This window comes from Streptococcus mitis (assembly GCF_003942765.1).
Lineage (GTDB): Bacteria > Bacillota > Bacilli > Lactobacillales > Streptococcaceae > Streptococcus > Streptococcus mitis_BE.
Genome location: NZ_RJNW01000006.1, coordinates 1 through 23,471, shown reverse-complemented (window position 1 = coordinate 23,471; position 23,471 = coordinate 1). Strand labels below are relative to the sequence as shown.

The 23,471-nt window shown below is 40.6% G+C and carries 19 protein-coding genes; 18 read left to right on the top strand and 1 reads right to left on the bottom strand.

All coding sequences use genetic code 11. The features are described from left to right. The 11 genes from recG (at position 1) to D8849_RS08710 (ending at position 15,000) form a co-directional block, all read left to right on the top strand. Positions 1-2,016, top strand: a complete 2,016-nt coding sequence (gene recG, locus D8849_RS08770) for an ATP-dependent DNA helicase RecG (RefSeq protein WP_125386799.1) — start codon at positions 1-3, stop codon at positions 2,014-2,016. A gap of 471 nt (positions 2,017-2,487) precedes the next feature. After that, positions 2,488-3,468, top strand: a complete 981-nt coding sequence (locus D8849_RS08760) for an acetylxylan esterase (protein WP_125386798.1) — start codon at positions 2,488-2,490, stop codon at positions 3,466-3,468. A 328-nt stretch (positions 3,469-3,796) separates the two neighbouring features. Continuing rightward, entirely contained in the window at positions 3,797-7,318 is a 3,522-nt protein-coding gene (locus D8849_RS08755) for an SIALI-17 repeat-containing surface protein (protein ID WP_125386797.1), read from the top strand. Positions 7,319-7,567: 249 nt separating this feature from the next. After that, positions 7,568-8,266, top strand: a complete 699-nt coding sequence (locus D8849_RS08750; RefSeq protein ID WP_033681493.1) for an N-acetylmannosamine-6-phosphate 2-epimerase — start codon at positions 7,568-7,570, stop codon at positions 8,264-8,266. A 114-nt stretch (positions 8,267-8,380) separates the two neighbouring features. After that, a complete protein-coding gene (locus tag D8849_RS08745; protein ID WP_033681494.1) occupies positions 8,381-9,709 on the top strand; it encodes an ABC transporter substrate-binding protein in 1,329 nt (442 codons plus the stop codon). A 221-nt stretch (positions 9,710-9,930) separates the two neighbouring features. Beyond that, on the top strand, positions 9,931-10,797 hold the full coding sequence (locus D8849_RS08740) for a carbohydrate ABC transporter permease (protein ID WP_153198773.1): 867 nt from the start codon (positions 9,931-9,933) through the stop codon (positions 10,795-10,797). A gap of 15 nt (positions 10,798-10,812) precedes the next feature. Beyond that, complete coding sequence (locus tag D8849_RS08735) at positions 10,813-11,652, top strand: carbohydrate ABC transporter permease (protein WP_001192119.1); 840 nt, start codon at positions 10,813-10,815, stop codon at positions 11,650-11,652. A 226-nt stretch (positions 11,653-11,878) separates the two neighbouring features. After that, entirely contained in the window at positions 11,879-12,331 is a 453-nt protein-coding gene (locus tag D8849_RS08725) for a NanQ anomerase/TabA/YiaL family protein (protein ID WP_000575448.1), read from the top strand. Between the two features lie 19 nt (positions 12,332-12,350). Then, positions 12,351-12,995 (top strand): YesL family protein, encoded by a 645-nt coding sequence (locus D8849_RS08720; protein ID WP_125386796.1) that lies wholly within the window; start codon positions 12,351-12,353, stop codon positions 12,993-12,995. Between the two features lie 173 nt (positions 12,996-13,168). Next, positions 13,169-14,086 (top strand): dihydrodipicolinate synthase family protein, encoded by a 918-nt coding sequence (locus D8849_RS08715; protein WP_033681496.1) that lies wholly within the window; start codon positions 13,169-13,171, stop codon positions 14,084-14,086. Positions 14,087-14,103: 17 nt separating this feature from the next. Further along, positions 14,104-15,000, top strand: coding sequence for an ROK family protein (locus D8849_RS08710; protein ID WP_049491523.1), 897 nt, complete (start codon positions 14,104-14,106; stop codon positions 14,998-15,000). Between the two features lie 109 nt (positions 15,001-15,109). Here D8849_RS08710 and D8849_RS08700 read toward each other — a convergent pair whose 3' ends face one another. Beyond that, positions 15,110-15,961, bottom strand: a complete 852-nt coding sequence (locus D8849_RS08700; RefSeq protein ID WP_125386795.1) for a MurR/RpiR family transcriptional regulator — start codon at positions 15,959-15,961, stop codon at positions 15,110-15,112. Positions 15,962-16,149: 188 nt separating this feature from the next. Between D8849_RS08700 and pbp2b the strand changes: the two genes are divergently transcribed. The 7 genes from pbp2b (at position 16,150) to D8849_RS08665 (ending at position 23,348) form a co-directional block, all read left to right on the top strand. Then, entirely contained in the window at positions 16,150-18,207 is a 2,058-nt protein-coding gene (pbp2b, locus tag D8849_RS08695; RefSeq protein ID WP_125386794.1) for a penicillin-binding protein PBP2B, read from the top strand. 10 nt (positions 18,208-18,217) lie between these two features. Then, positions 18,218-18,814, top strand: coding sequence for a recombination mediator RecR (gene recR, locus D8849_RS08690; protein WP_049487334.1), 597 nt, complete (start codon positions 18,218-18,220; stop codon positions 18,812-18,814). 316 nt (positions 18,815-19,130) lie between these two features. Further along, a complete protein-coding gene (locus tag D8849_RS08685; RefSeq protein ID WP_125386793.1) occupies positions 19,131-19,406 on the top strand; it encodes a TIGR04197 family type VII secretion effector in 276 nt (91 codons plus the stop codon). 3 nt (positions 19,407-19,409) lie between these two features. After that, the gene (locus D8849_RS08680; protein WP_042750678.1) at positions 19,410-19,766 is read left to right on the top strand and encodes a hypothetical protein; all 357 of its coding nucleotides are present in this window, start codon (positions 19,410-19,412) and stop codon (positions 19,764-19,766) included. Continuing rightward, the gene (locus D8849_RS08675; RefSeq protein WP_125386792.1) at positions 19,757-21,373 is read left to right on the top strand and encodes an LXG domain-containing protein; all 1,617 of its coding nucleotides are present in this window, start codon (positions 19,757-19,759) and stop codon (positions 21,371-21,373) included. Before D8849_RS08680 ends, D8849_RS08675 begins: the two co-directional genes overlap by 10 nt. Continuing rightward, entirely contained in the window at positions 21,360-21,887 is a 528-nt protein-coding gene (locus tag D8849_RS08670; protein ID WP_125386791.1) for a thiol-disulfide isomerase, read from the top strand. Before D8849_RS08675 ends, D8849_RS08670 begins: the two co-directional genes overlap by 14 nt. Continuing rightward, positions 21,888-23,348, top strand: a complete 1,461-nt coding sequence (locus D8849_RS08665) for an LXG domain-containing protein (RefSeq protein ID WP_221762855.1) — start codon at positions 21,888-21,890, stop codon at positions 23,346-23,348. Positions 23,349-23,471: the final 123 nt, after the last annotated feature.

Below are 23,471 nucleotides of genomic sequence, written 5' to 3'. Positions count from 1 at the left end.
ATGAATCTACATCAACCCTTGCATGTCTTACCTGGTGTGGGACCAAAGTCAGCAGAGAAATACGCCAAACTAGGAATTGAAAACTTGCAAGACCTCTTGCTCTACTTTCCTTTCCGTTATGAAGACTTCAAAACCAAGCAAGTATTGGAACTAGAGGACGGGGAGAAGGCAGTCCTATCTGGTCAAGTCGTGACTCCTGCCAGTGTCCAGTATTATGGATTCAAGCGCAATCGTCTGCGCTTTAGCCTCAAGCAGGGAGAAGTCGTTTTTGCGGTGAATTTCTTTAACCAGCCCTATCTAGCAGATAAGATAGAGTTGGGAGCAACCCTTGCTGTCTTTGGAAAATGGGACCGAGCCAAGGCTAGTCTGACTGGGATGAAGGTCCTAGCTCAGGTGGAAGATGACCTCCAACCTGTTTATCGCTTGGCTCAGGGAATCAGTCAGGCCAGTCTGGTCAAGGTTATTAAGACGGCCTTTGATCAGGGATTGGACCTCTTGATTGAGGAAAATCTTCCCCAGTCTTTGCTGGACAAATACAAACTCATGTCCCGTTGTCAGGCCGTTCGTGCCATGCATTTCCCCAAGGATTTGGCAGAATACAAGCAGGCCCTTCGCCGTATCAAGTTTGAGGAACTTTTTTATTTCCAAATGCAGTTGCAGACGCTCAAGTCTGAAAATAGAGTTCAGGGAAGTGGTCTGGTTCTGAATTGGTCTCAGGAAAAGGTGACAGCTGTCAAAGAAAGCTTGCCTTTTTCCTTGACTCAGGCTCAAGAAAAGAGTTTGCAGGAAATTTTGACCGATATGAAGTCGGACCACCACATGAATCGTCTTCTACAAGGGGATGTGGGGAGCGGGAAAACGGTGGTCGCTGGCTTGGCTATGTATGCGTCAGTGACGGCTGGCTACCAAGCAGCCCTCATGGTACCAACAGAAATCCTTGCAGAGCAACACTTTGAGAGTTTGAAGAGTCTCTTCCCAGCCCTAAAACTGGCTCTTTTGACAGGTTCCTTGAAAGCTGCAGAAAAGAGAGAAGTCTTGGAGACTATTGCCAAGGGTGAGGCTGATTTGATTATTGGAACCCACGCTCTGATTCAGGATGGGGTGGATTATGCTCGTCTGGGCTTGATTATCATCGATGAGCAGCACCGCTTTGGTGTGGGGCAAAGGCGTGTTCTGAGAGAAAAAGGCGACAACCCAGATGTCCTCATGATGACGGCGACTCCCATACCACGAACCTTGGCTATCACAGCCTTTGGAGATATGGATGTTTCCATTATTGACCAGATGCCAGCAGGACGAAAGCCTATTGTGACTCGCTGGATCAAACATGAGCAATTGCCTCAGGTCTTGACTTGGTTAGAGGGAGAAATTCAAAAAGGTTCCCAAGCCTATGTTATTTCTCCCTTGATTGAAGAATCAGAAGCTCTGGATTTGAAAAATGCCATTGCATTGTCTGAGGAGCTGACAGCTCATTTTGCTGGCAAGGCTGAGGTTGCTCTGCTACATGGTAAGATGAAGAGTGATGAAAAAGACCAGATTATGCAGGAGTTCAAAGAGAGAAAGACTGATATTTTGGTTTCGACAACGGTTATCGAGGTCGGAGTCAATGTTCCCAATGCGACCGTCATGATTATCATGGATGCTGATCGCTTTGGTCTGAGCCAGCTTCATCAGCTCAGAGGTCGTGTTGGTCGGGGAGATAAGCAGTCCTATGCTGTTCTCGTTGCCAATCCCAAGACGGATTCTGGTAAAGACCGCATGCGCATCATGACAGAAACCACCAATGGATTTGTCCTTGCGGAGGAAGATTTGAAAATGCGTGGTTCAGGTGAGATTTTTGGAACCAGACAGTCAGGACTCCCAGAGTTTCGAGTGGCTGATATTATCGAAGATTTTCCAATTTTAGAAGAAGCCAGAAAGGTGGCTAGCTATATTAGTTCTATAGAAGGCTGGCAAGAGGATCCAGAGTGGCGCATGATTGCCCTTCATCTGGAAAAGAAAGAACATTTAGATTAATACTCTTCGAAAGTCTCTTCAAACCACGTTAACGTCGCCTTGGATTATATATGTAACTGACTTCGTCAGTTCTATCTACAACCTCAAAGCAGTGCTTTGAGCAATCTGCGGCTAGCTTCCTAGTTTGTTCTTTGATTTTCATTGAGTATAAGCTTTCTATAAGGAAATCTTAAGCTAGCTTTCAGGTTTGGCCCTTATACTAGAGTCATCAAAAAGAAACGAGGACTCTCAGATGACAGTAACGATTAAAGTAAATTACCAAACCACTTTCCAAAAGAAAGAAGCAACAAAATAATATAAATATAAGGAAGAAAGAGTGAAATGCTCTTTTTTCGTTTCTAAAACTACTTTCAGCCCATCATCCTAAAAGTAAAGAATCTAAAATCTCTTTCTATTTATCCTTCTTTCTTGCATTGCTTTTCTAGATATGCTACAGTTGTGATAGCGATTACAAAATAAAAGGAGCATGTTATGAAAAATCCAGCTTTGTTAGAAGAAATTAAGACCTATCTAGGAAGGGACGAGGTTCCACAAGACTTTGATGCTTTTTGGGATGAGGAAGTGAAAAAAGTTTCAACTCTTCCAGCCTACCAGTTGGAGGAAAGAGATTTCCACATTCCTCAAGTCAAGTGCTATGAGTTAACCTTTGAAGGAAGCAAGGAAAGCAAGGTCTATGCACGCGTCGTTCTTCCAAAGAGTGAGGAGAAGGTTCCGATAATCTTCCATTTCCATGGTTATATGGGACGTGGTTGGGACTGGGCTGACATGCTGGCCTATACTGTGGCTGGTTACGGTGTTGTTTCCATGGATGTGCGGGGCCAGTCAGGATACTCGCAAGATGGAATGCGATCTCCTCTAGGAAATACGGTCAAGGGCCATATCATCCGTGGTGCTGTGGAAGGTCGAGATCATCTCTTTTATAAGGATGTTTATCTGGATATTTACCAGTTGGTCGAAATTGTTGCTAGTCTACCTCAGGTAGATGAGAAGCGCCTTTCTAGCTATGGTGCTTCACAAGGAGGGGCTCTAGCCTTGGTTGCGGCAGCGCTCAATCCTCGAATTGAGAAAACAGTTGCCATCTATCCTTTCTTGTCAGACTTCAGACGAGTGCTTGAGATTGGGAATACCAGCGAAGCCTATGACGAACTTTTCCGATATTTCAAGTTTCACGATCCATTCCATGAAACCGAGGAGGAAATTATGGCGACCCTTGCCTATATCGATGTGAAAAATCTTGCCCATCGTATCAAGGGTGAGGTCAAGATGATTACGGGCTTGGACGACGATGTTTGCTACCCTATTACCCAGTTTGCGATTTATAATCGTCTGACTTGCGATAAGGCCTATCGTATCATGCCTGAGTATGCTCACGAAGCCATGAATGTATTTGTCAATGACCAAGTCTACAACTGGCTCTGTGGTAGTGAGATTTCTTTTAAGTATATAAAGTGATGAATGAGAGAGCCCAGTAGCTCTCTTTTCTGTTATAAATGTTGAAAGTACTTTTAAAAATATTAAAATATTAAAATATTGCTGAAAGTAAAATCTATTCTATGACAAGCTCGAGATAAACCTATGACTTTATTGTATAATAAAGAAAAAGTCTCTAGGAAAGGAGTGAAATAGCTACTGTTTGGATTGCAGCTAGCTAAATTTTGAAAGAGAGAAGGATAGGAACTCTCGTTTATTAATTACTTTCTTATGTTTTCCTTTGATGGGGAGTAAAAATTTTAAAACAAAAAGAAAGCGCTTTATTTTTTAAAAATGGAAAGGTAGAAAGATGAATCAGAAGAATTTTGAACGAAAACAAAGATATGGAATTCGTAAATTTGCAGTGGGTGTAGCCTCTGTAACCATTGGTGCAGTGGTGTTTGGAGTAAATCCTGTATTGGCAAATGAACAAGGAAACTCAACTGTAACTGCTACTGAAAATAATAATCAAGGCTTATCAGAATTACCAAAAGAAGCTTCTTCAGGAAATCTTGCTCATTTAGATAGTGAATTAGCTGGAAAATTGGCAACAGCAAAAGACAATGGTGTGGAAGTTGATCAGGATAAGTTGAAGAAAAATGAGACTACTGAAGCAGAGACAACCACTCCAACAAATACACCTGCAGCTGACAATACACCAGCTCCTGCTGATAAACCAGAAGCAGATTCTGCAACTACAGAAGCAAGTAACAAGGACCAAGATAAAGAAGAAGAGGGAGTACTTCCTCGAGATTATTACGCTAGAGACATCGCAAATGCAACTCCAGTAGTGGAAAAAGAAGATGTTGAAACAAATGCGAAAAATGGTCAGCGTGTAGACCTAGCCAGTGAGTTAAATACATTGAAGAAACTTCAAAATGCGACCATTCATATGGAATTCAAGCCAGATGCCAAAGCTCCAGATTTTTATAATCTATTCTCAGTGTCTAGTGATAAGAAAAAAGATGAGTACTTCACAATGGCTGTTCTCAATAATACAGCCTTAATTGAGGGACGTGATGCAAATGGAGCACAATTTTATGATAAATATACGGATGCTCCATTACAAGTACGTCCTGGCCAGTGGAATTCAGTAACTTTCACAGTTGAAAAACCGACAGCAGAATTACCTCATGGTCGAGTGCGCCTCTACGTGAACGGGGTATTATCTCGAACAAGTCTGAAATCTGGTCATTTCATCAAAGATATGCCAGATGTAACACATGCTCAAATCGGAGCCACCAAGCGTGCTAGTAATACTGTTTGGGGATCCAATCTACAAGTTCGGAACCTGACTGTCTATGATCGTGCTTTAACACCAGATGAAGTTCAAACACGGAGTCAACTGTTTGAAAGAGGTGATTTGGAAAAGAAACTTCCTGAAGGTGCGCAAATATCAGAGAAAGAAGATGTTTTTGAAGGCGGAATGCATAACCAACCAAATAAAGATGGGATCAAGAGTTATCGTATTCCTGCACTTCTTAAGACAGATAAAGGTACTCTGATTGCTGGTGCAGATGAGCGTCGTCTTCATTCAAGTGACTGGGGCGATATCGGCATGGTCGTCAGACGAAGTGAAGATAAGGGTAAAACATGGAGCAATCGAGTAACTATTACAAATTTACGAGACAATCCAAAAGCTTCTGATCCATCAATCGGTTCACCAGTGAACATCGATATGGTTTTGGTTCAAGATCCTGAAACAAAACGAATTTTTTCTATCTATGATATGTTCCCAGAAGGGAAAGGAATCTTTGGGATGGCTGATCAAAGAGAAGAAGCCTATAAACAAATCGATGGCAAAACTTATCAAATTCTCTATAAAGAAGGCGAAGACGGCTCCTATACAATACGTGAAAATGGCACAGTTTATACCCCAGATGGGAAACCAACAGATTATCGTGTTGTAGTAGATCCGGTGAAACCATCTTATAGTGATAAGGGTGATTTATATCAAGGGGATCGACTATTAGGAAATATTTATTTCACAAGTAATAAAACGTCTCCATTTAGAGTTGCCAAGGATTCTTATCTATGGATGTCTTACAGTGATGATGATGGTAAGACCTGGTCAGCACCTCAAGATATTACTCCAATGGTCAAAGCTGATTGGATGAAATTCTTGGGTGTGGGTCCTGGAGTGGGGATAACCCTTCGTACCGGTCCAAATAAAGGTCGAATCGTCGTTCCTGTCTATACGACTAACCGTACCAACCACCTCAATGGTTCTCAATCATCTCGAATTATCTACTCAGATGACCATGGAAAGACTTGGCATATGGGAGGTGGTGTCAACGACAATCGTACGCTTTATGATGGTACAGTTGTTGATTCAAGCACTATGAACAATTATTATGCTCAAAATACGGAATCTTCTGTTGTTCAGTTAAACAATGGGGACCTCAAACTATTTATGCGTGGTTTGACAGGTGATCTACAGGTTGCGACAAGTCATGATGGTGGTCTAACTTGGGACAATAACGTTGATCGCTATGATGTGCCAGATGTTTATGTTCAAATGGCCGCGACTCATACGGTTCAAAATGGTAAAGAGTATATTCTCTTGGCGAATGCGAACGGTCCAGGTCGTAAAAATGGTTATATTCGAGTGGCTCGTGTTGAAGAAGATGGCCAGTTAACTTGGTTGCACCATCATTTGATTCAGGAAGGTGAATATGCATATAACTCTCTTCAACAAATTGGACCGGATGAATTTGGACTTTTATATGAGCACCATGCTCTAGGGGGGGTTCCATATACACTTTCCTTCAAGAAATTCAACTGGGATTTCTTGACCAAGGAAAGAATTTCTCCTAAAGAAGCAAAAGTAAAATATGCTATTCAAAAATGGCCAGGTATTATTGCGATGGAGTTTGATTCGGAAGTATTGGTAAATAAGGCTCCGACCCTTCAGTTGGCAAATGGTAAAACGGCAACCTTCATGACCCAGTATGATACAAAAACTCTCCTATTCACAGTGAATCCAGAGGATATGGGTCAAAGGATTACAGGTCTGGCAGACGGTGCAATTGAAAGTATGCACAATTTACCAGTCTCTTTAGCTGGATCTAAATTAAGCGATGGTATAAATGGAAGTGAAGCTGCGATAAATGAAGTTCCAGAATTTACAGGTGGAGTTAATGGCGTTGAGGCTGCAGTAACTGAAGAAGCTCCTGAATATACAGGTCCATTGGCAACAATGGGAGAAGAACCAGCACCAACAGTAGAAAAACCAGAATTTACAGGTGGAGTTAATGGCGTTGAGGCTGCAGTAACTGAAGAAGCTCCTGAATATACAGGTCCATTGGCAACAGTGGGAGAAGAACCAGCGCCAACAGTAGAAAAACCGGAGTTTACAGGTGGAGTGAATGGAGTAGAAGCTCTTGTAACAGAAATTCCTGAATATACAGGTCCCTTAGCAACAGTGGGAGAAGAGCCAGCACCAACAGTAGAAAAACCGGAATTCAAAGGGGGCGTAAATTCAGTTCTAGCAGCTTCAAATGAGGTTCCGGAATATAGAGGTGGTGCTAACTTTGTCTTGGCAGCTTCAAATGCTCTTCCTGAGTATAAAGGAGGTGTCAATGGAGCTGAGGCAGCAATCCATGAAGTGCCAGAGTACAAGGGAGAAACCAAACCAGTCTTAGCAGCTGCAAACGAACGTCCAGCTAAGAAGTTATCTCTTGGACAAGGTGCTACTTATCAAGCACCAGCGGCTAAACAAAATGAGCTTCCAAATACTGGAAGCAAAGAAAACACAACCCTTATTTCTATAGGATTAGTGGCAGGTCTCTTATCTGTTTTGACATTTNGGAAGAAACGAAAAGAAGACTAGGTCTTGAATAAAATGAATTTTGCTCATCGTTAATGATAAAAGAGATGGCCCATTTGAAAGATGGCTATCTCTTTTTATCATTTTAGATACTGAGCGAATTGAAAATAAGACAGTGCTGAAACTACTTTCAGAAACTGCTGTTCTATAAAATACTTTTGAAACTGAAATCTATTCTACCACAAAGTATTGAAAGCGCTTTAAAAATAATATATAATGAACCCATAAGAACAAAGAAAAGGAGGAAAGAGGATGCCACAGATTACTAAAGAAGCCTTGATTGCACAAATCAAAGATGGAATCATCGTTTCTTGTCAGGCCCTTCCTCACGAACCGCTCTATACAGAAGCGGGAGGAGTCATTCCCTTGCTGGTCAAAGCGGCTGAGCAAGGTGGAGCAGTCGGTATCCGAGCAAACAGTGTTCGTGATATCAAGGAAATCAAGGAGGTCACAAAACTTCCAATCATTGGGATAATTAAACGAGATTATCCACCACAAGAACCCTTCATCACTGCTACTATGAAAGAGGTTGATGAATTGGCAGAACTTAATATAGAGGTAATTGCTCTGGATTGTACCAAGCGTGAACGCTATGATGGTTTAGAGATTCAAGACTTCATTCGTCAGGTTAAGGAGAAATATCCTAACCAGCTCTTGATGGCTGATACAAGTACTTTCGAAGAAGGATTGGCAGCTGTTGAAGCAGGAATTGACTTTGTCGGAACAACTTTATCAGGATACACATCTTACAGTCCAAAAGTGGATGGTCCCGATTTTGAATTAATTAAAAAACTCTGTGATGCCGGTGTAGATGTCATTGCAGAAGGGAAAATTCATACACCAGAACAAGCCAAACAAATCCTTGGATATGGAGTGCGAGGCATCGTTGTTGGTGGCGCTATTACTAGACCAAAAGAGATTACAGAACGCTTCGTTGCTGGTCTTAAATAACACAATCTCAAAAAAGAGGAGAGTGGTGGATGCGTCGGATAAAATGAAAACGTATACAAGTTCAATCTTACTCATTATCCAATATGGATACGCTTATCAATTAGGAGAATACAAATGAAATTTAGAAAACTAGCTTGTACAGTACTTGCGGGTGCTGCGGTTCTTGGCCTTGCTGCATGTGGTAATTCTGGCGGAAGTAAAGATGCTGGGAAATCTGGTAGCGATAGCGGAAAAACAGAAATCACTTGGTGGGCATTCCCAGTCTTCACTCAAGAAAAAACTGGTGACGGTGTTGGAACATATGAAAAATCAATCATCGAAGCGTTTGAAAAAGCAAATCCAGATGTAAAAGTGAAATTGGAAACCATCGACTTCAAGTCAGGTCCTGAAAAAATCACAACAGCTATTGAAGCAGGAACAGCTCCAGATGTACTGTTTGACGCACCAGGACGTATCATCCAATACGGTAAAAATGGTAAATTGGCTGAGTTGAACGACCTCTTCACAGACGAATTCGTCAAAGATGTTAACAACGAAAATATCGTACAAGCAAGTAAAGCTGGAGACAAAGCTTACATGTATCCAATTAGTTCAGCTCCATTCTACATGGCTATGAACAAGAAAATGTTGGAAGAAGCTGGAGTTGCAAACCTTGTAAAAGAAGGTTGGACTACTGATGATTTTGAAAAAGTTTTGAAAGCACTTAAAGATAAAGGCTACACACCAGGTTCATTGTTCAGTTCTGGTCAAGGGGGAGACCAAGGAACACGTGCCTTCATTGCAAACCTTTATGGCGGTTCTGTAACAGACAAAGACGTAACTAAATATACAACTGATGATCCTAAATTCGTCAAAGGTCTTGAAAAAGCAGCTGGCTGGATCAAAGATGGTTTGTTGAACAATGGTTCACAATTTGACGGTGGAGCAGATATCCAAAACTTTGCCAACGGTCAAACATCTTACACAATCCTTTGGGCACCATCTCAAAACGGTATCCAAGCTAAACTCTTGGAAGCAAGTAAAGTAGAAGTGGTAGAAGTACCATTCCCATCAGATTCAGGTAAACCAGCTCTTGAATACCTTGTAAACGGATTTGCAGTATTCAACAACAAAGACGACAAGAAAGTTGCAGCATCTAAGAAATTCGTTCAATTCATCGCGGATGACAAAGAATGGGGTCCAAAAGATGTTGTTCGTACAGGTGCCTTCCCAGTTCGTACATCATTTGGCAAAGTTTATGAAGACAAACGTATGGAAACAATCAGTGGTTGGACTAAATACTACTCACCATACTACAACACTATCAATGGTTTTGCTGAAATGAGAACACTTTGGTTCCCAATGTTGCAATCTGTATCAAATGGTGACGAAAAACCAGCGGATGCTTTGAAAGCCTTCACTGAAAAAGCTAACGAAACAATTAAAAAAGCTACAAAACAATAAGCACTAAATCAGATTGACTCCTCCCTTTTCCCTGTGCATAGTCTATGTAAGAAAAGGGAGGATTTTGTTTGAAATGTAAGGAACTGTCACGAAATTAAAATGAAGTTCTTACATAAGCGAATCTTAAAAAATTTCATTTTGATTTTAAAACAGTTCAAGAAAATCCAAAATATTCTATTTGTGAAAGAGAGGTGCCGACTGTGAAAGTCAATAAAATTCGTATGCGGGAAACAGTGATTTCCTATGCTTTCCTAGCACCAGTATTATTCTTCTTTGTCATCTTTGTATTGGCTCCTATGATTATGGGATTCATTACAAGTTTCTTTAACTACTCAATGACTAAATTTGAGTTTGTGGGCTTGGACAACTACGTTCGTATGTTTAAAGACCCTGTCTTTATGAAGTCTTTGATTAATACCGTGATTCTGGTTATTGGATCTGTACCAGTTGTTGTTCTATTCTCACTCTTTGTAGCATCTCAGACCTATCATCAAAATGCCATTGCCAGATCTTTCTACCGTTTCGTCTTCTTCCTTCCTGTTGTAACAGGTAGTGTTGCCGTAACAGTTGTTTGGAAATGGATTTATGACCCACTATCAGGGATTCTAAACTTTGTCCTTAAGTCAAGCCACATCATCAGCCAAAACATTTCTTGGTTGGGAGATAAAAACTGGGCTTTGATGGCGATTATGATTATCCTTTTGACTACATCTGTTGGTCAGCCGATTATCCTTTATATCGCTGCCATGGGAAATATTGACAATTCATTGGTGGAAGCAGCTCGGGTTGACGGTGCGACTGAATTGCAAGTGTTCTGGAAGATTAAATGGCCTAGCCTCCTTCCAACAACACTTTATATCGCAATCATTACAACAATCAACTCATTCCAGTGTTTCGCCTTGATTCAGTTGTTGACATCTGGTGGTCCAAACTACTCAACAAGTACACTTATGTACTACCTTTACGAAAAAGCCTTCCAATTGACAGAATACGGTTATGCAAACACTATCGGCGTCTTCTTGGCAGTGATGATCGCTATCGTAAGCTTTGTTCAATTTAAAGTACTTGGAAACGACGTAGAATACTAAAGAAAGGAGACAGCTATGCAATCTACACAAAAGAAACCTTTAACAGCTTTCACTGTTATTTCAACTATTATCTTGCTCTTGTTGACCGTGCTGTTCATCTTTCCATTCTACTGGATTTTGACAGGTGCTTTCAAATCACAGCCTGATACCATTATGATTCCGCCACAATGGTTCCCTAAAATGCCAACCATGGAGAACTTCCAACAACTCATGGTGCAAAACCCTGCTATGCAGTGGATGTGGAACTCTGTGTTTATCTCATTGGTAACCATGTTCTTAGTTTGTGCGACCTCTTCTTTAGCAGGTTATGTATTGGCTAAAAAACGTTTCTATGGGCAACGCATTCTATTTGCAATCTTCATTGCAGCCATGGCACTTCCAAAACAAGTTGTCCTTGTACCATTGGTACGTATCGTCAACTTCATGGGAATCCATGATACTCTTTGGGCAGTTATCTTGCCTTTGATTGGATGGCCATTCGGGGTCTTCCTCATGAAACAATTCAGTGAGAATATCCCTACAGAATTGCTTGAATCAGCTAAAATCGACGGTTGTGGTGAGATTCGTACTTTCTGGAGCGTAGCCTTCCCAATTGTGAAACCAGGATTTGCAGCCCTTGCAATCTTTACCTTCATCAACACTTGGAACGACTACTTCATGCAGTTGGTTATGTTGACTTCACGTAACAACTTGACCATCTCACTCGGTGTTGCGACTATGCAGGCTGAAATGGCAACCAACTATGGTTTGATTATGGCGGGTGCCGCTCTTGCAGCAGTGCCAATCGTAACAGTCTTCCTTGTCTTCCAAAAATCCTTCACTCAAGGTATTACTATGGGAGCTGTCAAAGGTTAATACTCTGCGAAAATTGAATTCAAACTACGTCAGCGTCACCTTGCCATACTTAAGTATTGCCTGCGGTTAGCTTCCTAGTTTGTTCTTCAATTTTCATTGAGTATAAGAGAATACAGAGTTATAAGTGTCTACAAAATGTTGGGTATTTGCTTACCTTAGATATTTTGTTAGACACTTATCAACTTAAGAATGATTTTAGTTAACTATCAGAAACGAAGGAAAGAGTATGATTTTTGATGATTTGAAAAACATCACCTTTTACAAAGGGATTCACCCCAATCTAGACAAGGCTATCGATTATCTCTACCAGCATCGTAAAGATTCTTTCGAATTAGGTAAGTATGAGATTGATGGGGACAAGGTCTTTCTAGTTGTTCAGGAAAATGTCCTCAATCAAGCTGAAAATGATCAATTTGAGCATCATAAAAACTATGCAGATTTGCATTTGCTGGTAGAAGGACATGAATATTCGAGCTACGGTTCACGTATCAAAGACGAGGCAGTAGCATTCGACGAAGCAAGTGACATTGGCTTTGTTCATTGTCATGAACATTACCCACTCTTGTTGGGTTATCACAATTTTGCGATTTTCTTCCCAGGAGAACCTCACCAGCCAAATGGCTATGCAGGTATGGAAGAGAAGGTTCGCAAATATCTCTTTAAAATTTTGATTGATTAAAAAATCAGGAGGAGCAAATATGGCACAAAAAGGAGTAAGCCTTATCAAGGCAGCATTTGATACAGATAACTTTCTCATGCGTTTTAGTGAGAAAGTCTTGGATATCGTGACAGCCAATCTTCTTTTTGTCGTTACTTGTTTGCCCATCGTGACGATTGGAGTGGCTAAAATTAGTCTCTACGAGACTATGTTTGAGATTAAGAAGAGTAGACGCGTGCCTGTCTTTAAAATCTATCTAAGAGCTTTCAAGCAAAATCTGAAACTAGGTCTTCAGTTAGGTCTGCTTGAGTTGGGCATTGTCTCATTAAGCCTTCTAGACCTCTATCTCTTTTGGGGGCAGACAGCTATGCCTTTCCAAATGGTAAAAGCTATTTGTCTAGGTATTCTTATCTTCCTCACTATCGTGATGTTGGCTAGCTATCCCATCGCTGCACGCTATGATTTGACTTGGAAAGAAGTCTTACAAAAAGGACTTATCTTGGCAAGTTTTAACTTTCCTTGGTTCTTCCTCATGTTAGCCATTCTTGTCCTCATTGTGATGGTTCTTTATCTGTCCGCCTTCAGTTTACTTTTAGGTGGCTCAGCTTTCCTGCTTTTTGGGTTTGGACTCTTGGTCTTTATCCAGACTGGATTGATGGAGAAAATTTTCGCAAAATACCAATAATATGGCTTGTTTCTGAAACTACTTTCAAGCTTTAAACGTTTCAAAATACATATCGAAACTAAAATCTAAGTGTACACCAGATGTTGAAAGCGTTTTTCACAAGGTGTATACTAAACACATAAAGAATAAATCCTGCTTTTAGCAGAAAAAAAAGAAAACTTAGGAGAAAATCTATGTCAGATTTAAAAAAATACGAAGGTGTCATTCCAGCCTTCTACGCATGTTATGATGATCAAGGAGAAGTAAGTCCTGAGCGTACGCGTGCCTTGGTTCAATACTTCATTGATAAAGGTGTTCAAGGTCTTTATGTCAATGGTTCTTCTGGTGAATGTATCTACCAAAGCGTTGAAGACCGCAAGTTGATTTTGGAAGAAGTCATGGCAGTTGCCAAAGGTAAATTGACCATCATTGCTCACGTTGCTTGCAACAATACCAAAGACAGTATGGAACTTGCTCGTCATGCTGAAAGCTTAGGAGTAGATGCCATTGCAACGATTCCGCCGATTTATTTCCGCTTGCCAGAATACTCAGTTGCTAAATATTGGAACGATATCAGTTCTGCAGCTCCAAATACAGACTACGTGATTTACAACATTCCTCAATTGGCAGGGGTTGCTTTGACTCCAAGCCTTTACACAGAAATGTTGAAAAATCCTCGTGTTATCGGTGTTAAGAATTCTTCTATGCCAGTTCAAGATATCCAAACTTTTGTGAGCCTTGGTGGGGAAGACCATATCGTCTTCAACGGTCCAGATGAGCAGTTCTTAGGTGGTCGTCTCATGGGAGCTAAAGCTGGTATCGGTGGTACTTATGGTGCGATGCCAGAACTCTTCTTGAAACTCAATGAGTTGATTGCTGACAAAGACTTAGAAACAGCGCGTGAATTGCAGTACGCAATCAATGCAATCATTAGCAAATTGACTGCTGCACATGGAAATATGTACGGTGTGATTAAGGAAGTCTTGAAGATCAATGAAGGCTTGAATATTGGTTCTGTTCGTTCACCATTGACACCAGTGACTGAAGAAGATCGTTCAGTTGTAGAAGCAGCTGCAGCCTTGATTCGTGAAACCAAGGAGCGCTTCCTCTAATCCATAAGGAGGTATTTATGACACACTACGTTGCAATTGATATCGGTGGAACAAATATCAAATATGGTTTGATCGACCAAGAAGGCCAACTTGTTGAATCCCATGAAATGCCAACAGAGGCGCATAAAGGTGGGCCTCATATCTTACAAAAGACCAAAGATATCGTAGCTAGCTATTTAGAACAAGGTCCAGTAGCAGGTGTTGCTATTTCTTCAGCAGGAATGGTGGATCCAGACAAGGGTGAGATTTTCTACGCTGGGCCTCAAATCCCCAACTACGCAGGCACCCAGTTCAAAAAGGAAATCGAGACTAGCTTTACTATTCCTTGTGAGATTGAAAATGATGTCAACTGTGCAGGTCTGGCTGAGGCGGTATCTGGTTCAGGCAAGGGAGCGAGTGTCACCCTTTGCTTGACTATTGGAACCGGTATCGGTGGTTGTTTGATTATGGATGGGAAAGTCTTCCATGGATTTAGCAATTCAGCCTGTGAAGTCGGTTATATGCATATGCAGGATGGAGCGTTCCAAGATTTGGCTTCTACAACAGCTTTAGTGAAATATGTAGCTGAAGCACATGGAGAGGATGTTGATCAGTGGAATGGACGACGCATCTTTAAGGAAGCCACTGAAGGAAACAAGATTTGTATGGCTGGTATTGACCGCATGGTAGACTATCTAGGAAAAGGTCTGGCAAACATTTGCTATGTGGCTAATCCAGAAGTAGTCATTCTCGGTGGCGGTATCATGGGACAAGAGGCTATCCTCAAACCCAAGATCCGTAAAGCCTTGAAAGAGGCTTTGGTGCCAAGCCTTGCTGAAAAAACACGATTAGAATTTGCCCATCATCAAAATACAGCAGGTATGTTGGGTGCTTATTATCATTTTATACTCAATGAAAATCAAAGAGCAAACTAGGAAGTTAGCCGTAGGCAGTACTTGAGTACGACAAGGCGAAGCTGACGTGGTTTGAATTTGATTTTCGAAGAGTATTAAGACAAAACAATCCTAGTTTGGCTCAGCCAAACTAGGATTTTCTTACCCGTTTTTGTCTACGATAGCCATTGAGTTTTTTATTTTCCCAATAGCTGTTAAAGATTTTCTCCTTGCTTTCACGATTGATTTCCAAAAAGTAGGCATAAATCAAATCGATAAAGAAGAGCATAGGGAGTTGAGCGGATATACGTTGGATGTAGGATGACTGGCTGTGTGTGGCTACAAGAACAGTCTCTGTATAGGCCTGACTATCTTTATTGGGAACACTTGTAAAAAGTACAGTCTGTGCCCCCATCTCTTTCGCGTCTAATAGACTATCTAAAATAGAAGGAGTTGAGCCAGAAAGTGAGAAACCGAGTACGAGACAATTCTCATCCATAATACTGGTTGTCCAAGCAAAACCATCTTGATCGGTCAAAGCCTCGCAGACCACACCTAGACGCATAAAGCGTAATTTCATTTCACGAGCGACAAGGCCAGAACTCCCTGTTCCGAAGAAGTAGACACGATCAGCATCTTCGATTAACTGGGCGATTCGTTCCAGTTGTTCTTCGTCAATCAAGCCCTGTGTTTGTTCTCGCATATTACTGTAGCTTCGAAGAACTCGGTTGGTTAAAGGACTATGTTTGTGAGAATGAGTGTCCTGTTTCTTTGCTTGGTGCAGGTATTGGAAAATAAATTCTCGATAGCCTGTAAAACCACATTTTTTAGAAAAGCGGGTCAGAGCAGCTTGAGAGATATGTAATTTTTGAGTGACCTGCTGAGAAGATAAATCATCTGCAATGGTTTCAGCTTGCAAAAAATAGCGAGCGATTTCTTGCTCTAGTTCTGTCATTTCTTCGAAGTGAGAATCAATGAGGGTTGCTATATCTGGTTTGTCCATAGGGAAGGCTCCTTTAAATGAGTCATATTGGAAAAGACTGAGTCATCGAACTTTTACATTTATTATATCATATAATGTAGGGATGGATAAATAAAATCGTATTTTCCTGTAAAATGGGAAAAGCTCCCTTCTTTTCCAAAATTTCTTCTTAAATTATGGTACAATGAAGAGTAAGATTTTAAATAGAAATGAGACTGATTTGTATGAGGAAATTTAACAGCCATTCGATTCCGATTCGGCTTAATTTATTGTTTTCAATCATCATTTTACTCTTTATGACCATTATTGGTCGCCTGCTTTATATGCAGGTTTTGAACAAGGATTTTTATGAGACAAAACTAGCATCGGCTAGTAAAACAAAGGTGACTACTAGTTCAGCTCGGGGTGAAATTTATGATGCCAGTGGCAAGCCCTTGGTTGAAAATACTGTGAAACAAGTTGTTTCCTTTACTCGAAACAACAAAATGACGGCTGCAGATTTAAAAGAAACAGCCAAGAAGTTGCTGGCTTATGTGGAAGTTTCTTCTCCAACATTGACTGACCGACAGTTGGCGGACTATTACCTAGCAGATCAAGATGTGTATAAGAAAGCAGTGGAAAGCTTACCACGTGAGAAGCGCCTTGATTCTGATGGCAATCAATTATCTGAATCGGAGCTTTACAATAATACTGTTGAAAGTATCGATCCAAGTCAATTGACCTACTCTGATGACGAAAAGAAAGAAATTTACCTCTTTAGCCAACTTAATGCAGTTGAAAATTTTGCGACAGGAACCATTGCGACAGATTCCTTGACAGATACTCAGATTGCCTTGATAGCTTCGGCCTCTAAGAATTTACCTGGTATCAGTATTTCAACCTCGTGGGATCGAAAGGTCCTAGAGACTTCACTTTCGTCTATAGTAGGAAGTGTATCCAGTGAAAAAGCCGGTCTTCCAGCTGAAGAAGCAGATGCTTATATCAAAAAGGGTTATTCTCTAAATGACCGTGTTGGAACCTCTTATCTAGAAAAACAATATGAAGAAACCTTGCAAGGAAAACGCTCGGTGAAAGAAATCCATCTAGACAAGTATGGCAATATGGAAAGTGTCGAAAATATCGAAGATGGTACCAAAGGGAATAATATTAAACTGACTATTGATTTGGCCTTCCAAGATAGCGTGGACAATCTGCTTAAGAGTTATTTCAATTCCGAACTGGGAAATGGAGGAGCCAAGTATTCAGAAGGTGTGTATGCAGTCGCCCTTAACCCAAAAACAGGTGCGGTTTTGTCTATGTCAGGGCTAAAACATGACTTGAAAACGGGAGATTTAACACCTGATTCCTTGGGAACAGTAACCAATGTCTTTGTGCCGGGTTCTGTTGTCAAGGCGGCGACCATCAGCTCTGGTTGGGAGAATGGAGTCTTATCAGGGAATCAGACCTTGACAGACCAACCGATTGTCTTCCAAGGTTCAGCTCCGATTAATTCTTGGTACACTCAGGCTTACGATTCATTCCCGATTACAGCTGTGGAAGCCTTGGAGTATTCTTCTAATGCCTATATGGTTCAAACGGCTTTGGGCATTATGGGTCAGACCTATCAACCCAATATGTTTGTTCTAACTAACAATTTAGAATCCGCCATGGGGAAACTTCGCTCGACATTTGCGGAATATGGTCTTGGAGCCTCAACAGGCATTGACCTTCCAGATGAGTCAACTGGTTTTATACCAAAAGAGTATAATTTTGCTAATTACATTACCAATGTCTTTGGTCAGTTTGATAACTACACTCCTATGCAATTGGCCCAGTACGTTGGAACCATTGCCAACAACGGTGTTCGGATTGCACCTCACATTGTCGAGGGGATTTATGGAAACAATGAACAAGGCGGCTTAGGGAACTTAATCCAATCTGTTGAATCCAAGGAAATGAATAAAATTAATATTTCTGAGTCTGATGTTTCCATCCTCCAACAAGGTTTTTATCAAGTTTCTCACGGAGGGAGTGCTCTGACAACAGGTCGTGCCTTTTCAAATGGCGCAGCGGTATCCATTAGTGGAAAAACAGGTACTGCCGAAAGTTATGTAGCAGGTGGTCAAGAAGCCAACAATACCAACGCGGTGGCCTATGCCCCATCAGATAATCCTCAAATCGCTGTTGCTGTTGTCTTCCCTCATAACACCAACCTTACAAATGGTGTCGGACCTTCCATTGCGCGCGATATTATCAACCTCTATAACCAACATCATCCAATGAATTAGAAAGGAACATATGCTTTATCCAACACCTATTGCTAAGCTAATTGACAGTTATTCTAAGTTACCGGGTATCGGGATTAAGACGGCTACACGTCTGGCCTTTTATACGATTGGAATGTCTGATGACGATGTCAATGAATTTGCCAAAAACCTCCTTTCTGCTAAGAGAGAGCTGACCTATTGCTCCATCTGTGGTCGTTTGACTGATGACGATCCTTGCTCTATCTGTACCGATCCAAGTCGTGACCAGACAACCATTTTAGTTCTCGAGGATAGTCGCGATGTGGCGGCTATGGAGAACATCCAAGAATACCATGGGCTCTATCATGTCTTACATGGACTCATTTCTCCCATGAATGGTATCAGTCCAGATGATATCAATCTCAAGAGCCTTATGACTCGTCTTATGGAGAGTGAAGTTTCAGAGGTAATCGTAGCAACCAATGCCACAGCAGATGGAGAAGCAACTTCCATGTATCTTTCACGTTTGCTCAAACCAGCTGGTATCAAAGTCACACGTCTGGCACGAGGCCTTGCTGTGGGAGCGGACATTGAGTATGCGGACGAAGTAACCCTCTTACGAGCTATTGAAAATCGGACAGAGTTGTAAAAGTCAGTAAAAATTTAGCTCATTTTGACGTATAAGACAAGCCCTAGGAATTTTTCTAGGGTTTGTCTTTTTCGTTTTATAATGAGAGAAGGACAAATCTTGATAATAAGAATACTTCCCAGTAAACACAAAATATAAGGTATCAGAAAACGGATTTTCAAAATTCCTAGTAGCATCTCTATCAATATATTTTACTGAAGGATAAAGTTTTTTTAAGGATAAGATTGCCCTTTAGTTCGTTATAATTTATTTTGAAATCGTACTATTTTTATGTTATGATATGGTCAATATATAATTAATAAGGGGAGTTGGAAGTATGGGTGGAAGGATAAAATCTAGCACGATAGCAGCAGAGGCGGCTATTAATGAGTTGGTCGGGTATGAAACGAGCGACAAGCAAAATCAGCAGGTGGAATTTTCATATACATCTGGAATCACTGGAATGGAAGCAGGACGTCAGACCTGCAATCAAATGCTTCAAGCGGTCAGTGATTTTAGTTCAGCTGTTTTGACCCAAGCAAATAAGTTTCCAGAAATTGCTCATAGGATTGAAAAACGTGATATAGAGCAAGCGAAGAGATGGAGTCACTAAGGAATGGCAGATAGAAATGAAGAAAAGCGCACAGAAATTTGGCGTAAGATTGTTAAGATAGAAGATAAGGAAGACAGACTCCGAGCAACTAAAAAGCAATATGAACAGCAGTTGACAAACTTTTACTCGGATATTCAGAGCATTCACCATCGCATGATAAATCTATTGTCTCTCTCACCCAGTTCTCGTCAGCTAATAGAGCAAATCGAAAGTGATAATAGAACCATTCAGCGACAGGTCAACTCTTATGTAGAGGAGGAACTGGATACGTTGGAAAAACAAACTAAAAAGGCTTGTCGCTCTTTCGATGAAGCCAGAGAAGAACTGATAGCGGAAAGGAATCGGCTACCATGGGAGTAAAATACAGCGCACAAGAATCACAAGAATTGATTCAGGCCATGACGAACAACCTCCGAGTCGCAAATGAAGTCACAGACCGCTTATCTAGTGGCTGTGATCACCTGATTTCCTCTTTAGACTCAGGTGAGTTGACAGGAGCAGCCTACACGGCTGGTAAAGGTCTCTTTACAGAGATTATCATCCCCAGCATCAAAAAGTTACAAGCAGCGATAGATGATATCCAACTAGAGTTGACCTCCTACAAACATGCGGATGCCCAGGTCTCTGGATATGGTGATTTGGACCTAGACCAGCTTAAGGAATTAAAAAAGCTGAGAGAAGAGCAGTTAGCTATCGTAGAAGCTCAGATTCAAGAGAGGGAGAACTGGCTAAATCAAATCAAAGACCTCTTTAGTCTCAATTGGGGGAAAGCCTTCTCTGAGAAGACCATCCTCTACAATACCAAGTCTCAAATCGAGTCAGGTATTCAGGATTTGGATGATAAGATTGAAAAACTAGAATTTTTTGTCTCACAGGTTTCCCAGTATTTCAGTGATAGCCTAGAAGTCCTTAGCTTAGCCATCAAAGGAGCCACGCAACTGAGTAAAATCATTGTCGACAGTGATGGCAACTACTATGCGGACGGTGTGGATATGAGCTGGGTACAGAAGATGAAGGATGTGAAGATTGAGTTACATAAGCTTGATAAGGATATCTCAGTTACTCAGGCTGAAAAAGATAAGAAAAAAATTGTGGATGATTTAGTATCATCTTACAACTTGGATGAATCTACGGCAAATGTACTCTATAAGCTCCAGCAAAGAATTTTGAAGAAGGCAAAACAAGAAGGATGGACTAATGAAAAAGTTCTTTATGAGTATAATAGATTAGTTGCATCTCCAGTTTATGGAGTAAGGGCAACCTGGAGAGGTCTTGCGGGTGTTGTTGATGCCAAAAATACAAGTGATTTAGATGATATTTTGATAAATACGTATTCTTTATCTGAAAGAGAGGTAAAGATATTTAAACGAGGGATTACTGACCAGTATAAATATAATTATAGTAAAGATTTGGCTCATGAGGCTATTCAAATTGCTAGTTTTACTGAGTTATCTTGGGGTGATAGAGACTTATCGAAGCTAGATGGCTGGAAGGGATTAAGCGCCCACATTATTAGTACAATTGGAAATTCAACTCGGATTGGAGAGCTCTCTGTAAATACTGAAAAGTATGAAAGTTCCTTCAAAGGAGACATTGATTCAGGGAGATATGATGATGCAGATTTTAATTCAGATTTAGATGCTATTACTTCTTACGAAAGAATGATTTCTAAAGATGTAGAAACAAAAGATGTGTTTAAGGTTCAAGCAGATTACAATCATAGTATACAAACAAACCAGACAAATCGTGTTGAGGAATTCTATACTGTGATGGGAAATGGGGATAAAGCTAACGGTAAACTTATGGTTGAAACGCTTATTGAAAATAATACGATAGGAGGCAACTTTATTAAGTATGGTTTTGATCTCAATACTTTTATTGGAAATCCTAATGACAAAGAAGAGGGTTGGAAACAAGACTTCTATGATTACTTAGATAGAAGGGGTAAAAAAAATGTCGGGACTTAAAAAAATACTAATCGTGATTGGATCTGTAATTGCCCTAGCTACTGGCTTGAATTTTTATTTTCAGTATCAAAACCACCAAGAACATATGCAATTAAAAACCTCCTTTGAAGAGAGAGACAATATAGCCGTATTACAACGTTTGATGGCATCAGAAAAATATGCACCTGACATCCGTAAAGCGGGTTATGTCGTTCCTCCCGATGGAGCTATTCGCTTGGATGGAGGAATTGACTCCATAGAGATAAAAGGAGACATCGATTTGGATATCTCAAATCCGGGACAGAATGGGGTTACTGCTTATTTTAGAATAGAGATAGATGGTAAAATAACTAGTGCACTATATGAATTGGATAAGAACTTTGATTTAGTTTCTAGCGCCTATTTTCAAATAAATGAAAAAAATATAAAAGAGAGTGTGACTATCCCCCAAGCCGAAGAAGAGCGACTATTAAAAATTGTTCAAAAAGAGCTTGAGGCTTTCATGCAAAAGATGTATCAGACTTTGTATGGATAGATTGTTATATTAGACTCCGGTGAGCTGACAGGAGCAGCCTACACAGCTGGTAAAGGTCTCTTTATAGAGATTATCATCCCCAGCATCAAAAAGCTCCAAGCAGCGATAGATGATATCCAACTAGAGTTGAGCTCCTACAAAGATGCGGATGCTCAGGTCTCTGGATACGGTGATTTGGACCTAGACCAGCTCAAGGAACTGAAAAAGCTGAGGGAAGAGCAGTTAGCTATCGTAGAAGCTCAGATTCAAGTGAGGGAGAACTGGCTAAATCAAATCACGGACCTTTTTAGTCTCAATTGGGGGAAAGCCTTCTCTGAGAAGACTATCCTCTACAATACCAAGTTTCAAATTGAGTCAGGTATTCAGGATTTGGAAGACAAGATTGAAAAACTAGAATTCTTTATTTCACAGGTTTCTCGGTATTTTAGTGATAGTCTAGAAGTACTTAGCTTAGCCATCAAAGGAGCCACGCAACTGAGTAAAATCATTGTCGACAGTGATGGCAACTACTATGCGGACGGTGTGGACATGAGCTGGGTACAGAAGATGAAGGATGTGAAGATTGTTTCGCATGCCAAGAGAGATTTTCAAGACTCAGAAACTCGTGCCATCAATAAAGCTTCTAGGGATATGATGCTATCGGACGATGGTGATGCCTACTATCGTGCCGAATTAAAGAAGCGCTTAAAAGGTCACGACAAGTCCGAATGGGATAAAATAATCGACGACTACAATCACACTCTTAAGATTGATGAAACAGGGAATATCATTGACATTTATCCATTTGAACAAGGTTATGTCGTTTCAAAAAATGGGAAATACGATGCTGACTATACTCATTTGGTTAACAAAAAACTTGATGAACTAAAAGCACAAAACTTTGAATCAAATTCAGTCGAATTTTGGAGTGGAGTAACTCAAATATTCTCTGGATTGGGAGTTTACTTTGCGAGTGGTGCCCTCGAAGTCTTGAGTGTAATGGCTGGTCCGCCAACAGCAGGGACAAGTATCGTAGCTGGTACGGCAGCATCTGTAACAGGGGTTCAATATGGGAATGTACTGATAGCTAGTGGAGCAGTAACTAGCTTATCAGCTATCACAAAGACGGCCTTACAAAATGGCGAAATTCAGGTTAATTATTCTAGCAACTACGACAGCTGGCAAGCCAATAAACCAACGAGTAAGACTTTTGGAAAAAAAGTTTCTGGACGAGTTAACGGTAAAAAAGTTGATAATATTCGAGTTGATGTCGAGCCAAATAGTGGGAAAATTCAAGTTCAGTCAGGGAGTGGAAAATCAAGTTATCGTCTTGATATAGATATCGAGGTTTCAAGAATTTCAAGTAGACAGGATATTGTAGACTGGGTTAACAGTCAATCTCAATTAAATGGTCTTAGTAAAGGAGCAAAAGAAGAAGTTATCAAAAATATGTGGAAAGCTTTTAACTGGTTGATGCAATAAGGAGTGAACAATGAAATTATATTTAAAAGGTGATTATACAAAAAAGATACCTTATGGTTATCTAGAGCTTGCTGGTAAAATGTGGTTTCCAGAAGAAAAGCAAGTTTCTTACTCAAATGCTGG